Below are 15,955 nucleotides of genomic sequence, written 5' to 3' on the forward strand. Positions count from 1 at the left end.
TCGGTCGCCTTTTCTGCACATCTGTTAGGGCCACCCAATAGCGGCTGAAGCGGTGCATGAAAAGGGTCTGGTGTTGCGCCCCCGCCGCCGCCTGCGCTAGGCATGGCGTATCACTTGCAAAGATCGGCCCGAACATGAGCGATGCGCGCCTCACCTCCCTTGCTGCCAGCCTGCCCGCCACCGTCCCCTTTGTCGGCCCCGAGGCGCAAGAGCGCGCCGCAGGCCGCCCCTTTGCCGCGCGGATCGGCGCCAATGAAAGCGTGTTCGGCCCCTCGCCCCGCGCGATTGCGGCGATGGCGGCGGCGTCCGAACATGTCTGGCAATATGCCGATCCGGAAAATCACGATCTGCGTGCGGCCATTGCCGCCTATCATGGCGTGCCGCCTGAAAACATCGCCATTGATGCGGGCATCGACACGCTGCTGGGCCTGCTGGTGCGCCTGACGGTCGCGGCAGGGGATAAGGTCGTCACCTCGGCTGGGGCCTATCCCACCTTCAACTTCCACGTCGCAGGCTTTGGCGGCGAATTGGTCACCGTGCCCTATAACGATGACCACGAGGACCCCGCCGCCCTGATCGCCAAGGCAGCCGAGGTGCAGGCAAAGCTGATCTATATCGCCAACCCCGACAATCCGATGGGCACGTGGCACAGCGCCGATGTGATCCAGCGTATGATCGACGCTGTCCCCGCTGGCAGCCTGCTGGTGCTGGACGAGGCCTATATCGAACTTGCGCCCGAGGGCACCGCCCCCGACCTGCACCCCGAGGAGGAGCGCGTGATCCGCATGCGCACCTTTTCCAAGGCCTATGGCATGGCAGGCGCGCGCGTCGCCTATGCCATCGGGCCGGCGGGGCTGATCGCGGCCTTTGACCGGGTGCGCAATCATTTCGGCATGAACCGCACCGCGCAGATCGGCGCGCTGGCCGCCATTCAGGATCAAGCCTGGATCGACCATGTGCGCGCCCGTGTCACCGTGGCCCGCAACCGCATTGCCGACATCGCTGCCGACAACGGCCTTAGCGTGCTGCCCTCGGCCACGAATTTCGTCGCCCTAGATTGCGGTCAGGACGGCGCCTTTGCGCGCCGCGTGCTGGACAGTCTGATCAAAGATGGAATTTTCGTGCGTATGCCGGGCGTCAGCCCGCTTAACCGTTGCATCCGCGTCTCGGCGGGCACGACCGCCGATCTGGATGCCTTTGCCGCCGCGCTGCCAAAGGCGATCGCGGCGGCAAATCAGGGCGCTTAGGCCGCTTTTTTAGCTGCGGCGGCGATCACCTTGGTCGCGGCCGCCAGCGCACCTTCCCCGTGGGGAATGTCCAGCGCCTTCAGACCCGCATCCATCGCGCCCAAAACGCCAAAGACGTCATGCGCGTTCACGTGGCCCATGTGACCGACGCGGAAATAATCCGCCGCCGGATCGCGGCCGAGGCTGACGCCCAGCGTGACGCCGGTGAATTTGGTTACCCAACCGCGCAGTGCATCGCCGTTGCCGGGGCCCGCATAGGCCGCCGTCACAGCGTGCGAGCGCAGCGAGGGATCAGACAGGCACAGCGATACCGGTCCGCCCGCCGACCAGGCATCAAACGCGGCCCAGACGGCCTGCGCCAGACCCGCATGGCGGGCCCAGACATTCTCTAGCCCCTCGGCCATGATCATATCCAGCGCGGCGCGCAGACCGTAGAGGTGCTGCACCGGCGGGGTGCCGCCAAACAGACCATAGAACGCAGGCGGATTGGCGCGGGGCTTGAGATCCCAATAGGCAGGAACAAAGCCGACGCCCTCGCGCGCGGCCAGCGCTTTGGCACCGAAATAGACAAAGGAAATGCCGGGCGGCACCATCAGGCCCTTTTGGCTGGTCGCCACCATGACATCGACGCCCCAGGCATCCATCTCGAACCGGTCGCAACCCAGCGACGCGATGCAGTCGACCATCAACAGGCCCGGATGACCCACCGCATCCATCACCTGGCGCACCGGCAACACCGGATTGCACAGCGAGGTCGCCGTATCGACATGGCTCATCAACACGGCCTTATAGGGCGTGCCGCTGGCCAGATCGGCGCGCAGGGCTTCCTCGGTCCGCGACAGGTCAATGCCAGTGGTCAGGCCGAAATCAACGACCACCACCTCGGCCCCCATGGCGCGCGCCTGATTGGCCCAGCCGATGCCGAAATTGCCGGTCGCCAGCACCAGCACGCGATCCCCGCGCGCCAGCGTATTGGCAATCGCCCCTTCCCACGCCGCGTGACCATTGCCCAGATAGATCACCGGCAGCGCGCTGGCGGTGCGCGCCAGCTTTTGCAGATCGGGATAGATCGAGACGGTCATATCCAGCAGCGCGCCGCCGTAGATATCCGTCGAGGTGCGGTGCATGGCGCGCAGGACCTCGTCGGGGGTAACCGAGGGGCCGGGAATCGCAAGATGGGTTCTGCCATTGGCAAACATGTTAAGTCCAGACTGTCAGCTTGGGGTGGGATCTTGGCCTTCAGCCATGTGACAGGTTTTTCAGAACGTCAATGACCCACGGGCAAGCGACCGCCAGATTTTCGACAAGGTGACTTGCTCGGTTCATAACGGCGACATAAAACTTTACAAACATGGCGACCGCATTGCAGATGATCACCAGGGCCCTTTGGCCGGAACGGGACAGATGAACGTATATAACGCCGCCCCGCAACCGATTATGTCTGATCGGTGGACTCCCGTGTGCTTGGCCATGCCGACGCTCAGCCCGACGGAGCCACGCATGATTGATACCGGCCGCGTTACATGCCCCTCGGGTTGGCGCGACACGCTGGATTTTCTGTTCCTCGACCATGCCGTACTGCGTTACACATGGTGCAATCAGGCCAAGGTATGCGATGATGTATGGCGGTCGAACCATGCAGGATTTGGCCGTCTGCGCCGCCTGCGTGATCAAGGCATTAAGGCCATTTTGACCCTGCGCGGCAGCAGTCCCAGCGCCGCGAACCGGTTCGAGGCTGCCGCCTGCCACACACTGGGCCTGCACCTTTATTCCGTTTCGCTCGAGGCGCGCCGCGCCCCCAAACGCGACGAGGTGCTGCGCCTGTTCAACACGTTTCGCGCCCTGCCGCGCCCGTTTTTGATGCATTGCAAATCGGGGGCCGACCGCGCGGGACTAGCGGGCGCGCTTTATCTGCTGGGGATGCAAGGCGCAACGATAGAGCAGGCGCGCAAGCAGCTATCGCTGCGCTATTTGCACATCCGCGCCTCGCAAACCGGGGTGCTTGATCATGTGCTGGACCTTTACGAAAACGACTTCCGGCGATACCCGATAGGGATCGAAGAATGGTTCGCGACGAAATACGATCGCGACGCCGCCACGGAGAGTTTTCGTAGATGACCATCCCAGCCCCTGACAGTGCCCAACAAACGCCGGATATGCAGCCGCATTTGTTCAGATGGTACTGGCAGGAGTTTCTGGGCCGCTACTGGCCGCTGTTGCTGATTGCGATCATCCTGATGGCGATCGAGGGGGCGACCCTCGCCAGTTTCGCCGTGATGATGCAGCCGATGTTCGACAGCATTTTCGAAGGCGGCAGCCGCGCCGCCCTATGGGGCATCGGCCTTGCGATGCTGGCGATCTTTACGCTGCGGGCCTTTGCCTCGCTGGGGCAAAAGATCCTTGTGACGCGGGTCAATGAACTGGTTGGCGCACGGCTGCGGGCGCGCCTGCTGTCGCATCTGATGACGCTGGATGGCAGCTTTCACCAACAGCATCCGCCGGGGCAGTTGATCGAACGGGTGCAGGGTGATGTGAACGGCATTACATCCATCACCGCGATGATCCTGATCAGCCTTGGCCGCGATCTGGCGGCGGTGCTGGCGCTGTTTGCGGTGGCGCTGGTGACCGATTGGCAATGGACGCTGATCGCGCTGGTGGGCATTCCGCTGCTGGTCGCGCCCTCGCTGGTTGTGCAGCGTCTTGTCCGCCGCCTGACCCGCAAATCGCGCGAGGTCGAGGGGACGCTCTCGACCCGACTGGACGAGGTGTTCCACGGCATCAACCCCGTCAAGCTGAACAATCTTGAGGATTATCAAAGCCGCCGCTATCGCGACCTGTTGGGGCAAAAGGTGCGCCTTGCGACATCCTCGGCGGCTGGCAAGGCCGCGATCCCCTCGCTGGTGGATATCATGACCGGCCTTGGGTTCATGGGCGTCATGGTGCTGGGCGGCGGCGAGATCCTCAGCGGCGAAAAGACCATGGGCCAGTTCATGACCTTTTTCACCGCCATGGCCTCGGTTTTTGGGCCGCTGCGGCGGCTGGCGGGGCTGTCGGGGTCATGGCAAGCGGGTCAGGTGGCGCTCGAGCGGTTGAAATCCGTCCTTGATATCGCGGCGAGCATTACCCCGACGGACCGCCCGCAACCCATCCCACAGGCGCCGCCCGAGATCCGCCTGCAAGATGTGCGGCTGGATTACGGCACCACCGAAGTGCTGCACGGCGTCACCTTTACGGCGGCTGCGGGCAAGACGACAGCGCTGGTCGGCGCATCTGGCGCGGGCAAAAGCAGTGTGTTCAACCTGTTGCCGCGTCTGATCGACCCCTCGTCCGGCGCGGTGCTGATCAACGGCATCTCGAACAAGGATTTCGCGCTGCATGATCTGCGCGACCTGTTCAGCGTGGTCTCGCAAGATTCGGCACTGTTCGATGAGAGCTTGCGCGACAATATCCTGCTGGATCGCCCCGCGCCCGAGGATTCCATGCTAGAGGATGTGCTGGCCGCCGCCCATGTCACCGATTTCCTGAAAGCCCTGCCCGAGGGGCTGGATAGCCCGGTCGGCCCGCGCGGATCGGCCCTATCCGGGGGGCAACGCCAGCGCGTCGCCATCGCCCGCGCGCTGCTGCGCGACACGCCCGTGCTGCTGCTGGACGAGGCGACATCCGCCCTCGACACACGCTCTGAGGTGCTGGTGCAACAGGCGCTGGAACAGCTCTCGCACGGGCGCACCACGCTGGTCATCGCGCATCGGCTGTCGACCATCCGCAACGCCGATAGTATCGTGGTGATGGATGCGGGACGCGTGGTCGATCAGGGCACGCATGACGAGCTGCTTGCACGCGGCGGTATCTATGCCGATCTATATGCGATGCAGTTCCGCAGCAGCGCCGAAAGTGAGACCGACGAATGACCCATGCCCGTAAAGTCTTTGCCATCACTGGCACGGATCGCCTGCCGTTCTTGCAAAATCTGGTGACCAACGATGTGAAACGGGCCGAAGGCGCGCTGGTCTATACCGCGCTGCTGACGCCGCAGGGCAAGTTCATCGCCGATTTCTTTTTGCACGAGGATGGCAGCCGTCTGCTGCTGGACGTGGATGCGGGCGCGGCGGCGGCGCTGATCCCGCGCCTGTCGATGTATCGGTTGCGCGCCGATGTGCAGATTGCCGAGACGGATCTGGTGGTCTCGCGCGGCACGGGGGATGCGCCCGCGGGCGCGCTGGCCGATCCGCGTGATCCGCGTCTGGGCTGGCGGCTGTATGGCGCGGCGGATGTCTCGGATGCGACCGATTGGGACGCGCTGCGCGTCGATCTGCTGGTGCCCGAGATGGGCGCGGAGCTGACCGGCGAGAGCTATATTCTGGAAAACGGGTTCGAGCGATTGCACGGCGTCGATTTCCGCAAGGGCTGCTATGTCGGGCAGGAAGTCACCGCCCGCATGAAACATAAAACCGAGCTGCGTAAGGGCCTTGCGCGCGTGCAGGTGGTGGGCGATGCCGCCCCCGGCACGGTGATCATGGCCGGCGATCGCGAGGCCGGGCAGCTGCTGACACGCGCGGGCGATCAGGCGATTGCCTATCTGCGGTTCGACCGCGCGGGCGGCGAGATGACCGCAGGCAGCGCGCGCGTGACACGCCTGCCCGATTAGACCGCGTCGGCCTGCAAAAAACGGAACCGATCCGCGACCATCTGCCAGATCTCTTCGGATGCGGCGCTGACCAGATAGCCATGCGGGCGGGCGACGTTGTAATCCTCACCATCAATGAAACGCGCAACGCCCCCTGCCCCTTTGACCGCGACGACGCCCGCCGCGTGATCCCAAGGGTTGGGCTTGTGGTGGCTGATCAGAAATTCGGCCTGACCGCGCGCGATCATGCGGTATTCGTGGCAAGAACAGCGCAAAGCCGTCGCACTGGCGAAGCCGTCCATCGCGGCGGTGACCGTCTGGCGGTGGTGGCGGTGCATAATCTCGAACGGAACAAAGCCGGTCATCTTGGCCGGGTCGCGCTCGTCCGAGGTGTGGACGCTTTGGCTAAAGCCGTCAGCGGTGACAAAACGCGTCGGCTGGCCCGCGTGGGCGACAACCCAATCCTGCGCGACGGGATCGAAAAGCACACCGAAATCAGGTACTTCGCGGTGCGCAACCGCAAGGATCATGCCAAATAGCGCGACGCCTTTGGTAAAATTCCACGTGCCATCGACCGGATCGAGGATCACGGATGTGGCGGCCAGCCCGATCTGATCGCGCAGGATAGGATCGACCGAGATCGCCTCTTCGCCCAGCACCACCGCGCCGGGCATCACGGCAGGAATAGCGGCGGTCATGCGGCGTTCGGACAGAATATCCGCGGCGGTGACCAGATCGCCGGGATGGGATTTGGTCGAAATTTCATCCGCGTGAAGGTTGCGAAACCGGGGCAGGATCTCGGCCCGCGCGGCGTCTTGCATGATGGCGATCAGATCGCGTTCTTGCTGGGGGGTCACGTGCATCATCTGTCCTGCATGGCTTTCAGCCAGTCAGACCATGAAAAAAGGCGCGGCGCTAGTCGCACCACGCCCTTTTTACAGCCGTCCAATCGCTTAGGCGCGCTCGGAATATTCCATGGTTTCGGTGTTGACGACGATCAGCTCGTCCGGGCCGACAAAGGGCGGCACCATGACGCGCACGCCGTTATCCAATATCGCAGGCTTAAAGCTTTTCGCGGCGGTCTGACCCTTCATCACCGGCTCGGTCTCGGCGATGCGGCAGGTGACTTTGGGCGGCAGGGCGACGTTCAGCGCCTCGTCGCCGAAATACTCGATCATGATCGTCATGCCGTCTTGCAAGAACGGGCGGCGGTCGCCCAACAGGTCCGACGACAGCTCGGTCTGCTCGAACGTCTCGGTATCCATAAAGGTCAGGATGCCGTCGGTTTCATACAGGAATTGCTGATCTTTACGTTCCAGACGCACCGAGTCGACCTTGTCTTCGGACCGGAAACGCTCGTTCAGCTTACGGCCATCACGCAGGTTCTTTAGCTCGACCTGTGCAAAGGCACCGCCCTTGCCGGGTTTCACATGGTCCACTTTGACCGCAGCCCACAGGCCGCCATCATGATCAAGGATGAAGCCGGGTTTGATTTCGTTCGCGTTAATCTTGGCCATGATGCCCTTCGAGGGATTGGGAAGCGGGTTGAACCCGCGCTCTGCGCGCCTATATCGAGGGTGCGGCAATCTGACAAGCTGTGGCCCTGCTGCACCAGCACCGCAGCAATCGCTGCGCAGATCAGGTCCGTTCACAAAATGCCTGCTAATCAGGCAAGTCATGCCCTAGATGCATGACAGCCATGCAAAATTAAAAACCCTGATTCGGGCCACACTGGCGTATTGCCTGACGCCTGAACAATGACATGCTAAATACTGTGGGGAAACAGATGAAGGAATTCGTCGACAGCACTGCCTACAATAACGAACAGGGCAACCGTGCGCGTAAGCTGTTTGCCGCTGTCGTTCTGGCGGCCCTTGATGATGCGATCGCAGATGACAAGAAATACGGCAATGGTCCCGAGCAAATCGCCCGTTGGGCACGCTCGCGCGATGGTCGCGAAGTTCTGTCCTGTGCCGGGATCGACCCGAACGAGCGCGTTGTCAGCGGTCTGATGGACTTTGTTGCCAAAGGTGTGCGCACCTCGGTTGCATTGTCGCGCGAAGAGAGCGAGCGTCGTCACGCCGCCGAAGAAGAAGCCCGCGCCGCCTGATCATCTGATCACCGGCACTGGCCTTGCAAAAGCGCGGTCCCCGCAAGGGGCCGCGCTTTTAACATTCAGGGCGTTTGTGGCTGCAGCATCCGGGGCAGCGGCATCAAGGGCACCGGCCCATAGCTGAGAACCCCTTGCGATACGGTTAAGGTCAGGCTGAGCCGATCCCCCCCGCCCGCAGCCGCCCCCAGCAAAAACCGCAGTTGCTGCGCGCGATCAGGCACCAGCGCGCCCGCGTTTTCAGCCAGCGTGACCAATTGCTGCCAACCGTTCAGTGACAGGGCGATCTCGCCCTCGGCCAGGCCGTTGCTGCCTGGCTGCAATGTGCCGGTGGCGGTCAGCTGCATTTGCCCCCATTGCAGGTGGATGCGACGCAGGTTCACCGACGTCGGCGCAACCTGCGGTGTCAGATAGCGGTCAATGGGCGCGTCAAAGGACAGGCGGGTATCGAATTCAACGCTCGCCACCGCGGCGGGCAGCACGCCGCTGGGATCAAGGGCGGCGCGGATCGCCTCGGGCAGCACCAGATTTTGCGCCCGCGTATAGGCATCATAGGTCGGCGGGCTATCTGCGGGCACATCGGGCGCGGCGCGCAACGCCGACAACAGATGCGAAACCTGCGCCTGCCAGCCAAATTCCGAGGTCAGCGCCAGATCGCGGGCCTCAAGCACAGCCTCGTCCAGCGGCAGATCGGGGGACAGACCAACATGGGTCGAGACCCGCATATCCGCCGATTGGACATCAATGCGCTGGCCATAAAGCGTGACCTGCTGCTGCGGCGGCAGCGCGGCGACGATACGGTTCGGCTGATAGGACAAGGCGTGGATATTCAGCGCGGGCGCCTGCCAAGCCAGCGTGCCTGCGAGATTTTCGGCGCTGACATCGGTCGCCATCACATCAAAGCGAAAGGGAAAGCCGCGCAGATGCAGCGTGTCCAGATTGGCCTGCCAGCCATAAGCGGGCAGCCGTTCCATCGCCACCGTCACAGCCCGTTTGATCTGCGCCTGCGCGACAAGCCAATAGCCGCAAAACAGCCCCAGCAGCAGCAGCGGCACCCAGATGATCAACAAGCGGCGCATGACGGCCTCCATCACAGCGTTACATTGCCATCTTCCTAGTCGCTGACGGGCCAAAGCTCCAGATTGCCAGCGGGTTTGCGCGAAAAGGCGTTCAAATCCGCCGCGACACGGCCTATTGCTTTGCCCAAGGGTAATTCTCGGCAGAAAGATTGCACTGATGGAACTGAAGTCCACGGCAACCAAGGATCAATTCTCGCAGCCGTTGCGGCAATTGCTGTCGATGCTGGTCGTGCTGGCGCTGGTCGTCGTCGGCGGTTGGATCGTCCACACCACGATCGAGGGGATTTTCTGGACAAACCCCTATCTGAACGGGCTGATCGCGGGCGTCTTTGTGCTGGGCGTCGTCGCCTGTTTCATGCAGGTCTTTGCGCTGGCGCGCGCGATTTCGTGGATCGAGACATTCGTCCGCCTGCCCCAAGGCGTGCCCGAGCGCACGCCCCCCATGCTGGCACCGCTGGCCGCGCTGCTGAAATCATCGCGCAATCAGCGCCTGCATCTGTCGCCCTCGTCCAGCCGCACGATTCTGGAAACGGTCGGGCAACGGATCGACGAGGCGCGCGAGTTCAGCCGCTATCTGGCGAATACGCTGATCTTTCTGGGGCTGCTCGGCACGTTTTATGGCCTTGCGACCGCTGTGCCGGCGCTGGTCGACACGATCCGTTCGCTGAACCCGCAAGGCGAGGAAACCGGCGCCGCGATTTTCGCGCGGCTGCAAGCGGGGCTCGAGGCGCAACTAGGCGGCATGGGCACGGCATTCTCGTCATCCTTGCTGGGCCTTGCCGGATCGCTGATCATCGGCCTGCTCGAGTTGTTCGCCGGACGCGGCCAGAACCGCTTTTACAATGAACTCGAGGATTGGCTGTCGTCCTTTACCCGCGTGACCTATTCGGGCGCGGGCGGCGGCGAGGGTGATGGCGGCACGGAAACCTCGGTGCTGGCGCTGGTGATGGGGCAGTTGTCCGATCAGCTTGCCAAGCTGCAAGGCCAGATGACCGATGCGCAGGACATCAGCGCCCAGACCGCGACGCAGATGCAGACGGTAGCGAGCGGTCTGACCGCCATGATGGGCCGGATGGAAAGCGACAATGCCGCGCTGGCGCGGATCGCCACCGGCCAGGAACAACTGGTCGAGCTGCTGGCCCGGCGCGAAGGTGTCGCGGACGGGTTCGACCCTGAAAGCCGGATGCGCCTACGCTCGATCGACGGGCAGATGAACCGCGTGATCGAGGAGCTGACCGCCAGCCGCCAGGAAAGCATGGCCGAGCTGCGCGCCGATATCGCGCATTTGACCCGCACCCTGCGCGACGTTGCGAGTTAAGCCATGCGCCGCAGCACCGAGCGTTTTAACACCAATGTCTGGCCGGGGTTTGTCGATGCGATGACCGGCCTGCTGCTGGTTTTGCTGTTCGTCCTGTCGATCTTTACCGTGGTGCAATTCGTGCTGCGCGAGGAAGTGACAGGACAAGAACAGCAACTGGGGCAGCTCAGCACCGATCTGGCCGCGCTGAATGCCGCGCTGGGCTCCGAGCGCAGCCGTGCCGCGGCGCTGGAAGGGCAAAATGCCGAGCGGCAATCGCTGATTGATACGCTCAGCCAGTCGCTGGCCGAACGTGACAGCGCGCTGGCGACCGCTGGCGATCAGATCACTGATTACGAGGCGCAGGTCGCCGCCCTGATCGCGGGTCGCACCCAGATGCAAGGCGAGATCGACACTGCCGCCGAGGAGGCCCGTCTGGCCGAGACGCGGCGCGAGGCGCTGCAAGCGCTGATCGCCAGTTTGCGCGCGGATGCGGATAGCGCGGCGGGGCAGATCTCGGACCTCGAGGCGCAGGCGCTGCTGGACGCGGCGGCCGCCGAGGCGCTGCGCGCGCGGCTGGAGAATGCCGATGCCGAACTGACTGCGATGACGCTATCGCTGGAATCCGAGCGCGCGCGCGCCGAAGAAACCCTGACCCTGCTGGCCGCCGCCCGCGCCGCGCAGGCCGAGCTGGAGGGGGCGCGCGATACCGCCCTGACCGATGCCGAGGCACAGGCGGGCGCTGCTGGCGCTGGCACAACAACAATTGTCTGAGCAGCAAGAGATGTCGTCCCAGGCGCAGCTGCAGGTCGAGGCGCTGAACGCGCAGGCCGCCGCGCTGCGCAATCAATTGGGCGACTTGCAAGGGCTGCTCGATGCCTCTGCCGTGGCGGATAGTGTGGCGCAGGTACAGATTGAAAGCCTTGGCTCGCAACTGAACGCCGCCCTCGCCCGCGTCGCGGCCGAGGAACGCCGTGCCCGCACGCTGGAAGAGGCCGAGCGAATCCGCCTCGAGGAAGAAGCGCGCCGTCTGGCCGAAGAGGCCGAGAGCCTCGAGCAATATCGCTCGGAATTCTTTGGCTCGCTGCGGGCGCTGCTGGATGGGCAAGATGGCGTCCAGATCGTCGGCGACCGTTTCGTCTTTTCCTCGGAAGTGCTGTTTGAGGCCGGCAGCGCCACGCTATCTGCGGCAGGCGATGCCGAGATCGCCAATGTCGCGGCCCTTTTGCGCCGGATCGCATCCGAGATTCCCAGCCAGATCGACTGGGTGATCCGCGTTGATGGCCATACGGACAACACGCCCTTGTCTGGCACCGGCGAATTCGCCAATAACTGGGAATTGTCGCAGGCCCGCGCCCTGTCGGTCGTGCTATACATGATCCAGAACGAGGGGATCCCCCCGAACCGCCTCGCCGCGAACGGCTTTGGTGAATACCAGCCGCTGAACCCCGCAAATACGCCAGAGGCGCGCGCGCAAAACCGCCGCATCGAGCTGAAACTGACAGAACGATAATTGAAGGGAGACGTGCCTATGCCTGAACTTTATGGTGTCTATAAAAGCCGCGCGACGCGCAATGTCTGGCTCGCGCTAGAGGCAGGGTTGAAACTGCCGCTGGTGCGCACGATCCCCTCTAGCCGTATCGCCGATCCGCTGGCGGCGGATGCGCCGTTCAACACCAAAAGCCCCGATTTTCTGGCCCTGAACCCGATGGCGACGGTGCCGGTGTTGAAAGACGGCGATCTGGTGCTGACGCAATCGCTGGCGATCAACCTGTATCTGGCGCGCGTCTATGGCGACAAGCTGGGGCCGCAAAACGCGATGGAAACCGGTGCAATGTCCAACTGGGCGCTGTTTGCCGCGACCGAGCTGGAGCCCCACACCCTGCGCATTCAGGTGCTGGTCGGCAAAGGCGCAACCGATGAGGCCCTGGCCGAGGCGGCCGAGGCCTATGCCCGCCCGCTGAAGGCACTAGAGGTGCATTTCGCCAAACACGCCTATCTGGTGGGCGAGCGTTTTACCGTCGCCGATATCAATCTGTGCGAAGTTCTGCGCTATGCCACCGCGCTGAAAGGCGCCTTTGATGCCTATCCCGCGGTCAAGGCCTATCTTGCGACCCAACAGGCCCGCCCGGCGTTCCAAGAGATGTGGGCCCTGCGCGAAGCCGAAGCGTAAATCGGGCATAAAGGGCGGCGGCCCTTCTAATCCCGCCGCCCTTTTGTCATAATCGGCAAAATTCAAATTTCGAGGTGATATATGGCGGACGACCTTCTGGCCGGAAGCGGGGCGCAGGGCAATGAATATAACGCCGCCTCGATTGAGGTTCTGGAAGGGTTGGAACCCGTCCGTAAACGCCCCGGCATGTATATCGGCGGCACGGATGAACGCGCGCTGCACCATATGGTGGCGGAAATCCTCGATAACTCGATGGATGAGGCCGTTGCAGGCCATGCGAACCGGATCGAGGTCGAGCTGCACGAGGATTATTCCGTCACCGTGCGCGACAACGGTCGCGGTATCCCCGTCGATCCGCACCCGAAATTCCCCGATAAATCCGCGCTGGAAGTGATCCTTTGCACGCTGCACGCGGGCGGGAAATTTTCGAACAAGGCCTATTCGACCTCGGGCGGGTTGAACGGCGTGGGGTCGTCAGTGGTGAACGCGCTGTCCGATCTGATGCGGGTCGAGGTGGCGCGTAACCGCGAGCTCTATGTCCAAAGCTTTTCGCGCGGCGTGCCGCAGGGGCCGGTGCAAAAGGTCGGTGCAGCGCCAAACCGCAAGGGCACATCCGTCACCTTTCACCCCGATGCCGAGATTTTCGGATCGCTGAAACTGAAACCCGCGCGTCTGTTCAAGATGGTGCGATCCAAGGCCTATCTGTTCTCGGGTGTCGAGATTCGCTGGAAGACCGCCATTGACGATGGCGAGACACCGGCCGAGGCGACATTCAAATTCCCCGGCGGCCTTGCCGATTATCTGGCCGATGTGATGAAGGACACCCAGACCTACGCGGATAAGCCCTTTGCCGGAAAGGTCAGCTTCGAGGAGAAGTTCAACGTCCCGGGTTCGGTCGAATGGGCGATCAACTGGTCGGCGATGCGCGACGGGTTCATCCTGTCCTATACCAACACCGTCCCCACGCCCGAGGGCGGCACTCACGAGGCTGGTTTCTGGGCCGCCGTGCTGAAGGGCGTGAAAACCTATGGCGAGCGGGTGAACAACCGCAAGGCCAAGGATATCACGCGCGAGGATCTGTTGACCGGCGGCTGCGCGCTGCTGTCGATTTTCATTCGCGAGCCGTCTTTCGTGGGCCAGACCAAGGATCGCCTGTCGACCGAGGAAGCCGCGAAATGGGTGGAACTCGCGGTGCGCGACCACTTTGACAACTGGCTGGCGGCGGACCCGAAATCCGCGCGCGAGATCCTTGATTTCCTTGTGCTGCGCGCCGAAGAGCGTCTGCGCCGCCGGCAGGAAAAGGAAACCCAGCGCAAATCCGCGACCAAGCGGCTGCGCCTGCCCGGCAAGCTGACGGATTGCTCGGCCAAGATCCGCGACAATACCGAATTGTTCCTGGTCGAGGGCGATTCGGCGGGCGGATCTGCCAAGGGCGCGCGTTCACGTGAAACGCAGGCCATCCTGCCTCTGCGCGGCAAGGTACTGAACGTGATGGGCGCGGCGGCGGGCAAGCTGAACCAGAACCAAGAGCTGAGCGATATTTGCGAGGCGCTTGGCGTGCAGATGGGAGCCAAGTTCAACACCGAGGATCTGCGCTATCAGCGCATCATCATCATGACCGATGCGGACGTCGATGGCGCGCATATCGCCAGCCTGCTGATGACGTTTTTCTTTACGCAAATGCGGCCGCTGATCGAAAAGGGTCACCTGTTTCTGGCCTGCCCGCCCCTCTATCGTCTGACGCAGGGCGCGAACCGCCTTTATGTCGCGGATGATGCGGAAAAGGAATATTGGCTGCAAAAGGGTCTGGGCGGGCGCGGCAAGATCGATGTGCAGCGGTTCAAAGGTCTGGGCGAGATGGATGCCAAAGACCTGAAAGAAACCACGATGGACCCCAAAACCCGCAAGCTGATCCGCGTCACCATCAACGACGATGAGCCGGGCGAGACATCCGATCTGGTCGAGCGTCTGATGGGTAAAAAGCCCGAATTGCGCTTCCAATATATTCAGGAGAACGCCCGTTTCGTCGAGGAACTGGATGTCTAGTCTGGCGCTGGATCACATCGCCGTTTGCGCCCGCACCTTGGACGAGGGCTGCGATTGGGTCGAGGCGCGCCTGGGCATCCGCCCCCGTCCGGGCGGCAAACATGCGCGCTATGGCACACATAACTGCCTGCTGGGCATGGGTGATGGGTTCTATTTCGAGGTGATCGCCCCCGATCCCGAGGCAGACCATAGTGGCCCGCGCTGGTTCGGGCTGGATCATCCGCCCGAGGTGTCGCGTATCGGCAACTGGATTTGCCGCGCTGAGGGGCTGGCGGAATTCCAGACGCCGGTGGATGCAGGCGTGGTGACACCGCTGGAACGCGGCGCGCTGCGATGGAATATCACTGTGCCCGAGGATGGATCGCTGCCGCTGGACGGCGCTTTTCCGACACTGATCGAATGGACGGCGGGGCAGCATCCCTCGACCGTTTTGGCTGATAGTGGGCTACGGTTGCAAAATCTGCACATCAGCCATCCGCAAGTGGCGCTTGTGCGGGACTGGCTGATCGGGCATCTTGGCGATCCTCGCGTAACGCTGACCGAGGGGCCACTGGCCCTGACCGCCAGCTTTATCGGCCCGCATGGCACTGTTAACCTTGCTTAACAATATTACAGCCGCCTGACGGGAAATTCACTGGACGACGTGTAACCCCCTGTCAGATAAGAGCCTATGTCGATTTGGTCCCGCATATCCGAGGCTTTGGCCGCACTTTTGCACGGCGAAGGCCTGTTCGCAGCGCTAGAGCGCTTGCGCAATCCGCCGGAACATTCGGTGGCCTTTACCATTGCGGTCATCGCTTTGGGCGCGAAAATCGCCAAGGCCGACGGTCAGGTGACGCGGGACGAGGTCTCGGCCTTTCGCGATGTGTTCGAGATTTCCGACGCAGATTGTGGCCATGTCGCAAGGGTTTACGATCTTGCGCGGCAGGATGTTGCGGGCTTTGACGCCTATGCGCGCCATGTCGCGGACATGTTCCGCGACCATCCCGACACGCTGAAAGACCTGCTGGAAGGGCTGTTTCACATCGCCATCGCCGATGGAGACTATCACCCCGCCGAGAATATGTTCCTGAAGGAAGTCGCGCGAATCTTTGGCTTTACCGAGGCGGAATTTGCCTGCATTCGCGCCCGCGCCCTGCCCGCCGATATGCCGGGGGCCGAAAATGACCCCTATCACGTTCTGGGCGTGGCGCCCGATGCGCCCATTGACGATATCAAGGCCGCTTGGCGCCATCTGGTGCGCGAGAATCACCCCGACCGCCTGACCGCCCGCGGCGTTCCCGCCGAGGCGATCAAACTGGCCGAAAAACGCCTGATCGCGGTGAACAACGCCTGGAGCGCCATTTCCGCGCGCGGCGCGCTGCAGCCCGCTTAAGCCC

General features: G+C 62.9%; 14 protein-coding genes and 1 pseudogene. 11 read left to right on the forward strand and 4 right to left on the reverse strand.

The genetic code is table 11. The annotated features are described in order from the left end of the window. The first annotated feature begins 134 nt into the window (after positions 1-134). A complete protein-coding gene (locus KVU_RS09235; protein WP_013384956.1) occupies positions 135-1,247 on the forward strand; it encodes a pyridoxal phosphate-dependent aminotransferase in 1,113 nt (370 codons plus the stop codon). Here KVU_RS09235 and KVU_RS09240 read toward each other — a convergent pair. After that, positions 1,244-2,446: a pyridoxal-phosphate-dependent aminotransferase family protein gene (locus KVU_RS09240; protein WP_013384957.1), complete on the reverse strand. Its 1,203-nt coding sequence runs from the start codon at positions 2,444-2,446 to the stop codon at positions 1,244-1,246. The two genes, KVU_RS09235 and KVU_RS09240, sit on opposite strands and share 4 nt — an antisense overlap. Before the next feature lie 301 nt (positions 2,447-2,747). On the opposite strand from KVU_RS09240, the gene KVU_RS09245 reads away from it, so the two are divergent. From KVU_RS09245 to ygfZ, 3 genes are read left to right on the forward strand one after another with little or no spacing between them, the layout of a single operon-like run. Beyond that, on the forward strand, positions 2,748-3,365 hold the full coding sequence (locus tag KVU_RS09245; RefSeq protein ID WP_013384959.1) for a dual specificity protein phosphatase family protein: 618 nt from the start codon (positions 2,748-2,750) through the stop codon (positions 3,363-3,365). Then, complete coding sequence (locus tag KVU_RS09250; RefSeq protein ID WP_014537929.1) at positions 3,362-5,155, forward strand: ABC transporter ATP-binding protein; 1,794 nt, start codon at positions 3,362-3,364, stop codon at positions 5,153-5,155. Before KVU_RS09245 ends, KVU_RS09250 begins: the two co-directional genes overlap by 4 nt. Then, a complete protein-coding gene (ygfZ, locus tag KVU_RS09255) occupies positions 5,152-5,892 on the forward strand; it encodes a CAF17-like 4Fe-4S cluster assembly/insertion protein YgfZ (RefSeq protein WP_013384960.1) in 741 nt (246 codons plus the stop codon). The genes KVU_RS09250 and ygfZ overlap by 4 nt, the downstream gene beginning before the upstream one ends. Here ygfZ and KVU_RS09260 read toward each other — a convergent pair. Then, positions 5,889-6,737: an inositol monophosphatase family protein gene (locus KVU_RS09260; protein ID WP_254660348.1), complete on the reverse strand. Its 849-nt coding sequence runs from the start codon at positions 6,735-6,737 to the stop codon at positions 5,889-5,891. The two genes, ygfZ and KVU_RS09260, sit on opposite strands and share 4 nt — an antisense overlap. 87 nt (positions 6,738-6,824) lie before the next feature. Beyond that, positions 6,825-7,388, reverse strand: a complete 564-nt coding sequence (gene efp / locus KVU_RS09265) for an elongation factor P (RefSeq protein WP_014537931.1) — start codon at positions 7,386-7,388, stop codon at positions 6,825-6,827. A 269-nt stretch (positions 7,389-7,657) separates the two neighbouring features. Between efp and KVU_RS09270 the strand changes: the two genes are divergently transcribed. After that, entirely contained in the window at positions 7,658-7,981 is a 324-nt protein-coding gene (locus KVU_RS09270; RefSeq protein WP_013384963.1) for a DUF6280 family protein, read from the forward strand. A gap of 65 nt (positions 7,982-8,046) precedes the next feature. On the opposite strand, the gene KVU_RS09275 is transcribed toward KVU_RS09270, so the two are convergent. Next, positions 8,047-9,060, reverse strand: coding sequence for a DUF2125 domain-containing protein (locus tag KVU_RS09275; RefSeq protein WP_236953092.1), 1,014 nt, complete (start codon positions 9,058-9,060; stop codon positions 8,047-8,049). A gap of 157 nt (positions 9,061-9,217) precedes the next feature. Here KVU_RS09275 and KVU_RS09280 point away from each other — a divergent pair, with 157 nt between their 5' ends. From KVU_RS09280 to KVU_RS09305, 6 genes and pseudogenes are all read left to right on the forward strand, one after another. Then, on the forward strand, positions 9,218-10,378 hold the full coding sequence (locus tag KVU_RS09280; RefSeq protein ID WP_013384966.1) for a MotA/TolQ/ExbB proton channel family protein: 1,161 nt from the start codon (positions 9,218-9,220) through the stop codon (positions 10,376-10,378). Between the two features lie 3 nt (positions 10,379-10,381). After that, positions 10,382-11,870 (forward strand): annotated as a pseudogene (locus KVU_RS09285) (peptidoglycan -binding protein). An 18-nt stretch (positions 11,871-11,888) separates the two neighbouring features. Then, the gene (locus KVU_RS09290; RefSeq protein WP_013384968.1) at positions 11,889-12,530 is read left to right on the forward strand and encodes a glutathione S-transferase family protein; all 642 of its coding nucleotides are present in this window, start codon (positions 11,889-11,891) and stop codon (positions 12,528-12,530) included. 81 nt (positions 12,531-12,611) lie between these two features. After that, the gene (parE, locus tag KVU_RS09295; protein WP_013384969.1) at positions 12,612-14,576 is read left to right on the forward strand and encodes a DNA topoisomerase IV subunit B; all 1,965 of its coding nucleotides are present in this window, start codon (positions 12,612-12,614) and stop codon (positions 14,574-14,576) included. Then, a complete protein-coding gene (locus KVU_RS09300) occupies positions 14,569-15,180 on the forward strand; it encodes a VOC family protein (protein WP_013384970.1) in 612 nt (203 codons plus the stop codon). The genes parE and KVU_RS09300 overlap by 8 nt, the downstream gene beginning before the upstream one ends. 66 nt (positions 15,181-15,246) lie before the next feature. Continuing rightward, a complete protein-coding gene (locus KVU_RS09305; RefSeq protein WP_013384971.1) occupies positions 15,247-15,951 on the forward strand; it encodes a molecular chaperone DjiA in 705 nt (234 codons plus the stop codon). Positions 15,952-15,955: the final 4 nt, after the last annotated feature.

The organism is Ketogulonicigenium vulgare WSH-001, assembly GCF_000223375.1.
In the GTDB taxonomy this organism is placed as follows: Bacteria; Pseudomonadota; Alphaproteobacteria; order Rhodobacterales; family Rhodobacteraceae; genus Ketogulonicigenium; species Ketogulonicigenium vulgare.

What these genes read in the sequence shown, in the direction of transcription:
- efp (WP_014537931.1), bottom strand. Translation starts at nt 7,388, where the DNA reads ATGGCCAAGATTAACGCGAACGAAATCAAACCCGGCTTCATCCTTGAT.
- KVU_RS09250 (WP_014537929.1), top strand. Translation starts at nt 3,362, where the DNA reads ATGACCATCCCAGCCCCTGACAGTGCCCAACAAACGCCGGATATGCAG.
- KVU_RS09240 (WP_013384957.1), bottom strand. Translation starts at nt 2,446, where the DNA reads ATGTTTGCCAATGGCAGAACCCATCTTGCGATTCCCGGCCCCTCGGTT.
- KVU_RS09300 (WP_013384970.1), top strand. Translation starts at nt 14,569, where the DNA reads ATGTCTAGTCTGGCGCTGGATCACATCGCCGTTTGCGCCCGCACCTTG.
- KVU_RS09235 (WP_013384956.1), top strand. Translation starts at nt 135, where the DNA reads ATGAGCGATGCGCGCCTCACCTCCCTTGCTGCCAGCCTGCCCGCCACC.
- parE (WP_013384969.1), top strand. Translation starts at nt 12,612, where the DNA reads ATGGCGGACGACCTTCTGGCCGGAAGCGGGGCGCAGGGCAATGAATAT.
- KVU_RS09290 (WP_013384968.1), top strand. Translation starts at nt 11,889, where the DNA reads ATGCCTGAACTTTATGGTGTCTATAAAAGCCGCGCGACGCGCAATGTC.
- KVU_RS09245 (WP_013384959.1), top strand. Translation starts at nt 2,748, where the DNA reads ATGATTGATACCGGCCGCGTTACATGCCCCTCGGGTTGGCGCGACACG.
- ygfZ (WP_013384960.1), top strand. Translation starts at nt 5,152, where the DNA reads ATGACCCATGCCCGTAAAGTCTTTGCCATCACTGGCACGGATCGCCTG.
- KVU_RS09280 (WP_013384966.1), top strand. Translation starts at nt 9,218, where the DNA reads ATGGAACTGAAGTCCACGGCAACCAAGGATCAATTCTCGCAGCCGTTG.
- KVU_RS09260 (WP_254660348.1), bottom strand. Translation starts at nt 6,737, where the DNA reads ATGATGCACGTGACCCCCCAGCAAGAACGCGATCTGATCGCCATCATG.
- KVU_RS09275 (WP_236953092.1), bottom strand. Translation starts at nt 9,060, where the DNA reads ATGCGCCGCTTGTTGATCATCTGGGTGCCGCTGCTGCTGCTGGGGCTG.
- KVU_RS09305 (WP_013384971.1), top strand. Translation starts at nt 15,247, where the DNA reads ATGTCGATTTGGTCCCGCATATCCGAGGCTTTGGCCGCACTTTTGCAC.
- KVU_RS09270 (WP_013384963.1), top strand. Translation starts at nt 7,658, where the DNA reads ATGAAGGAATTCGTCGACAGCACTGCCTACAATAACGAACAGGGCAAC.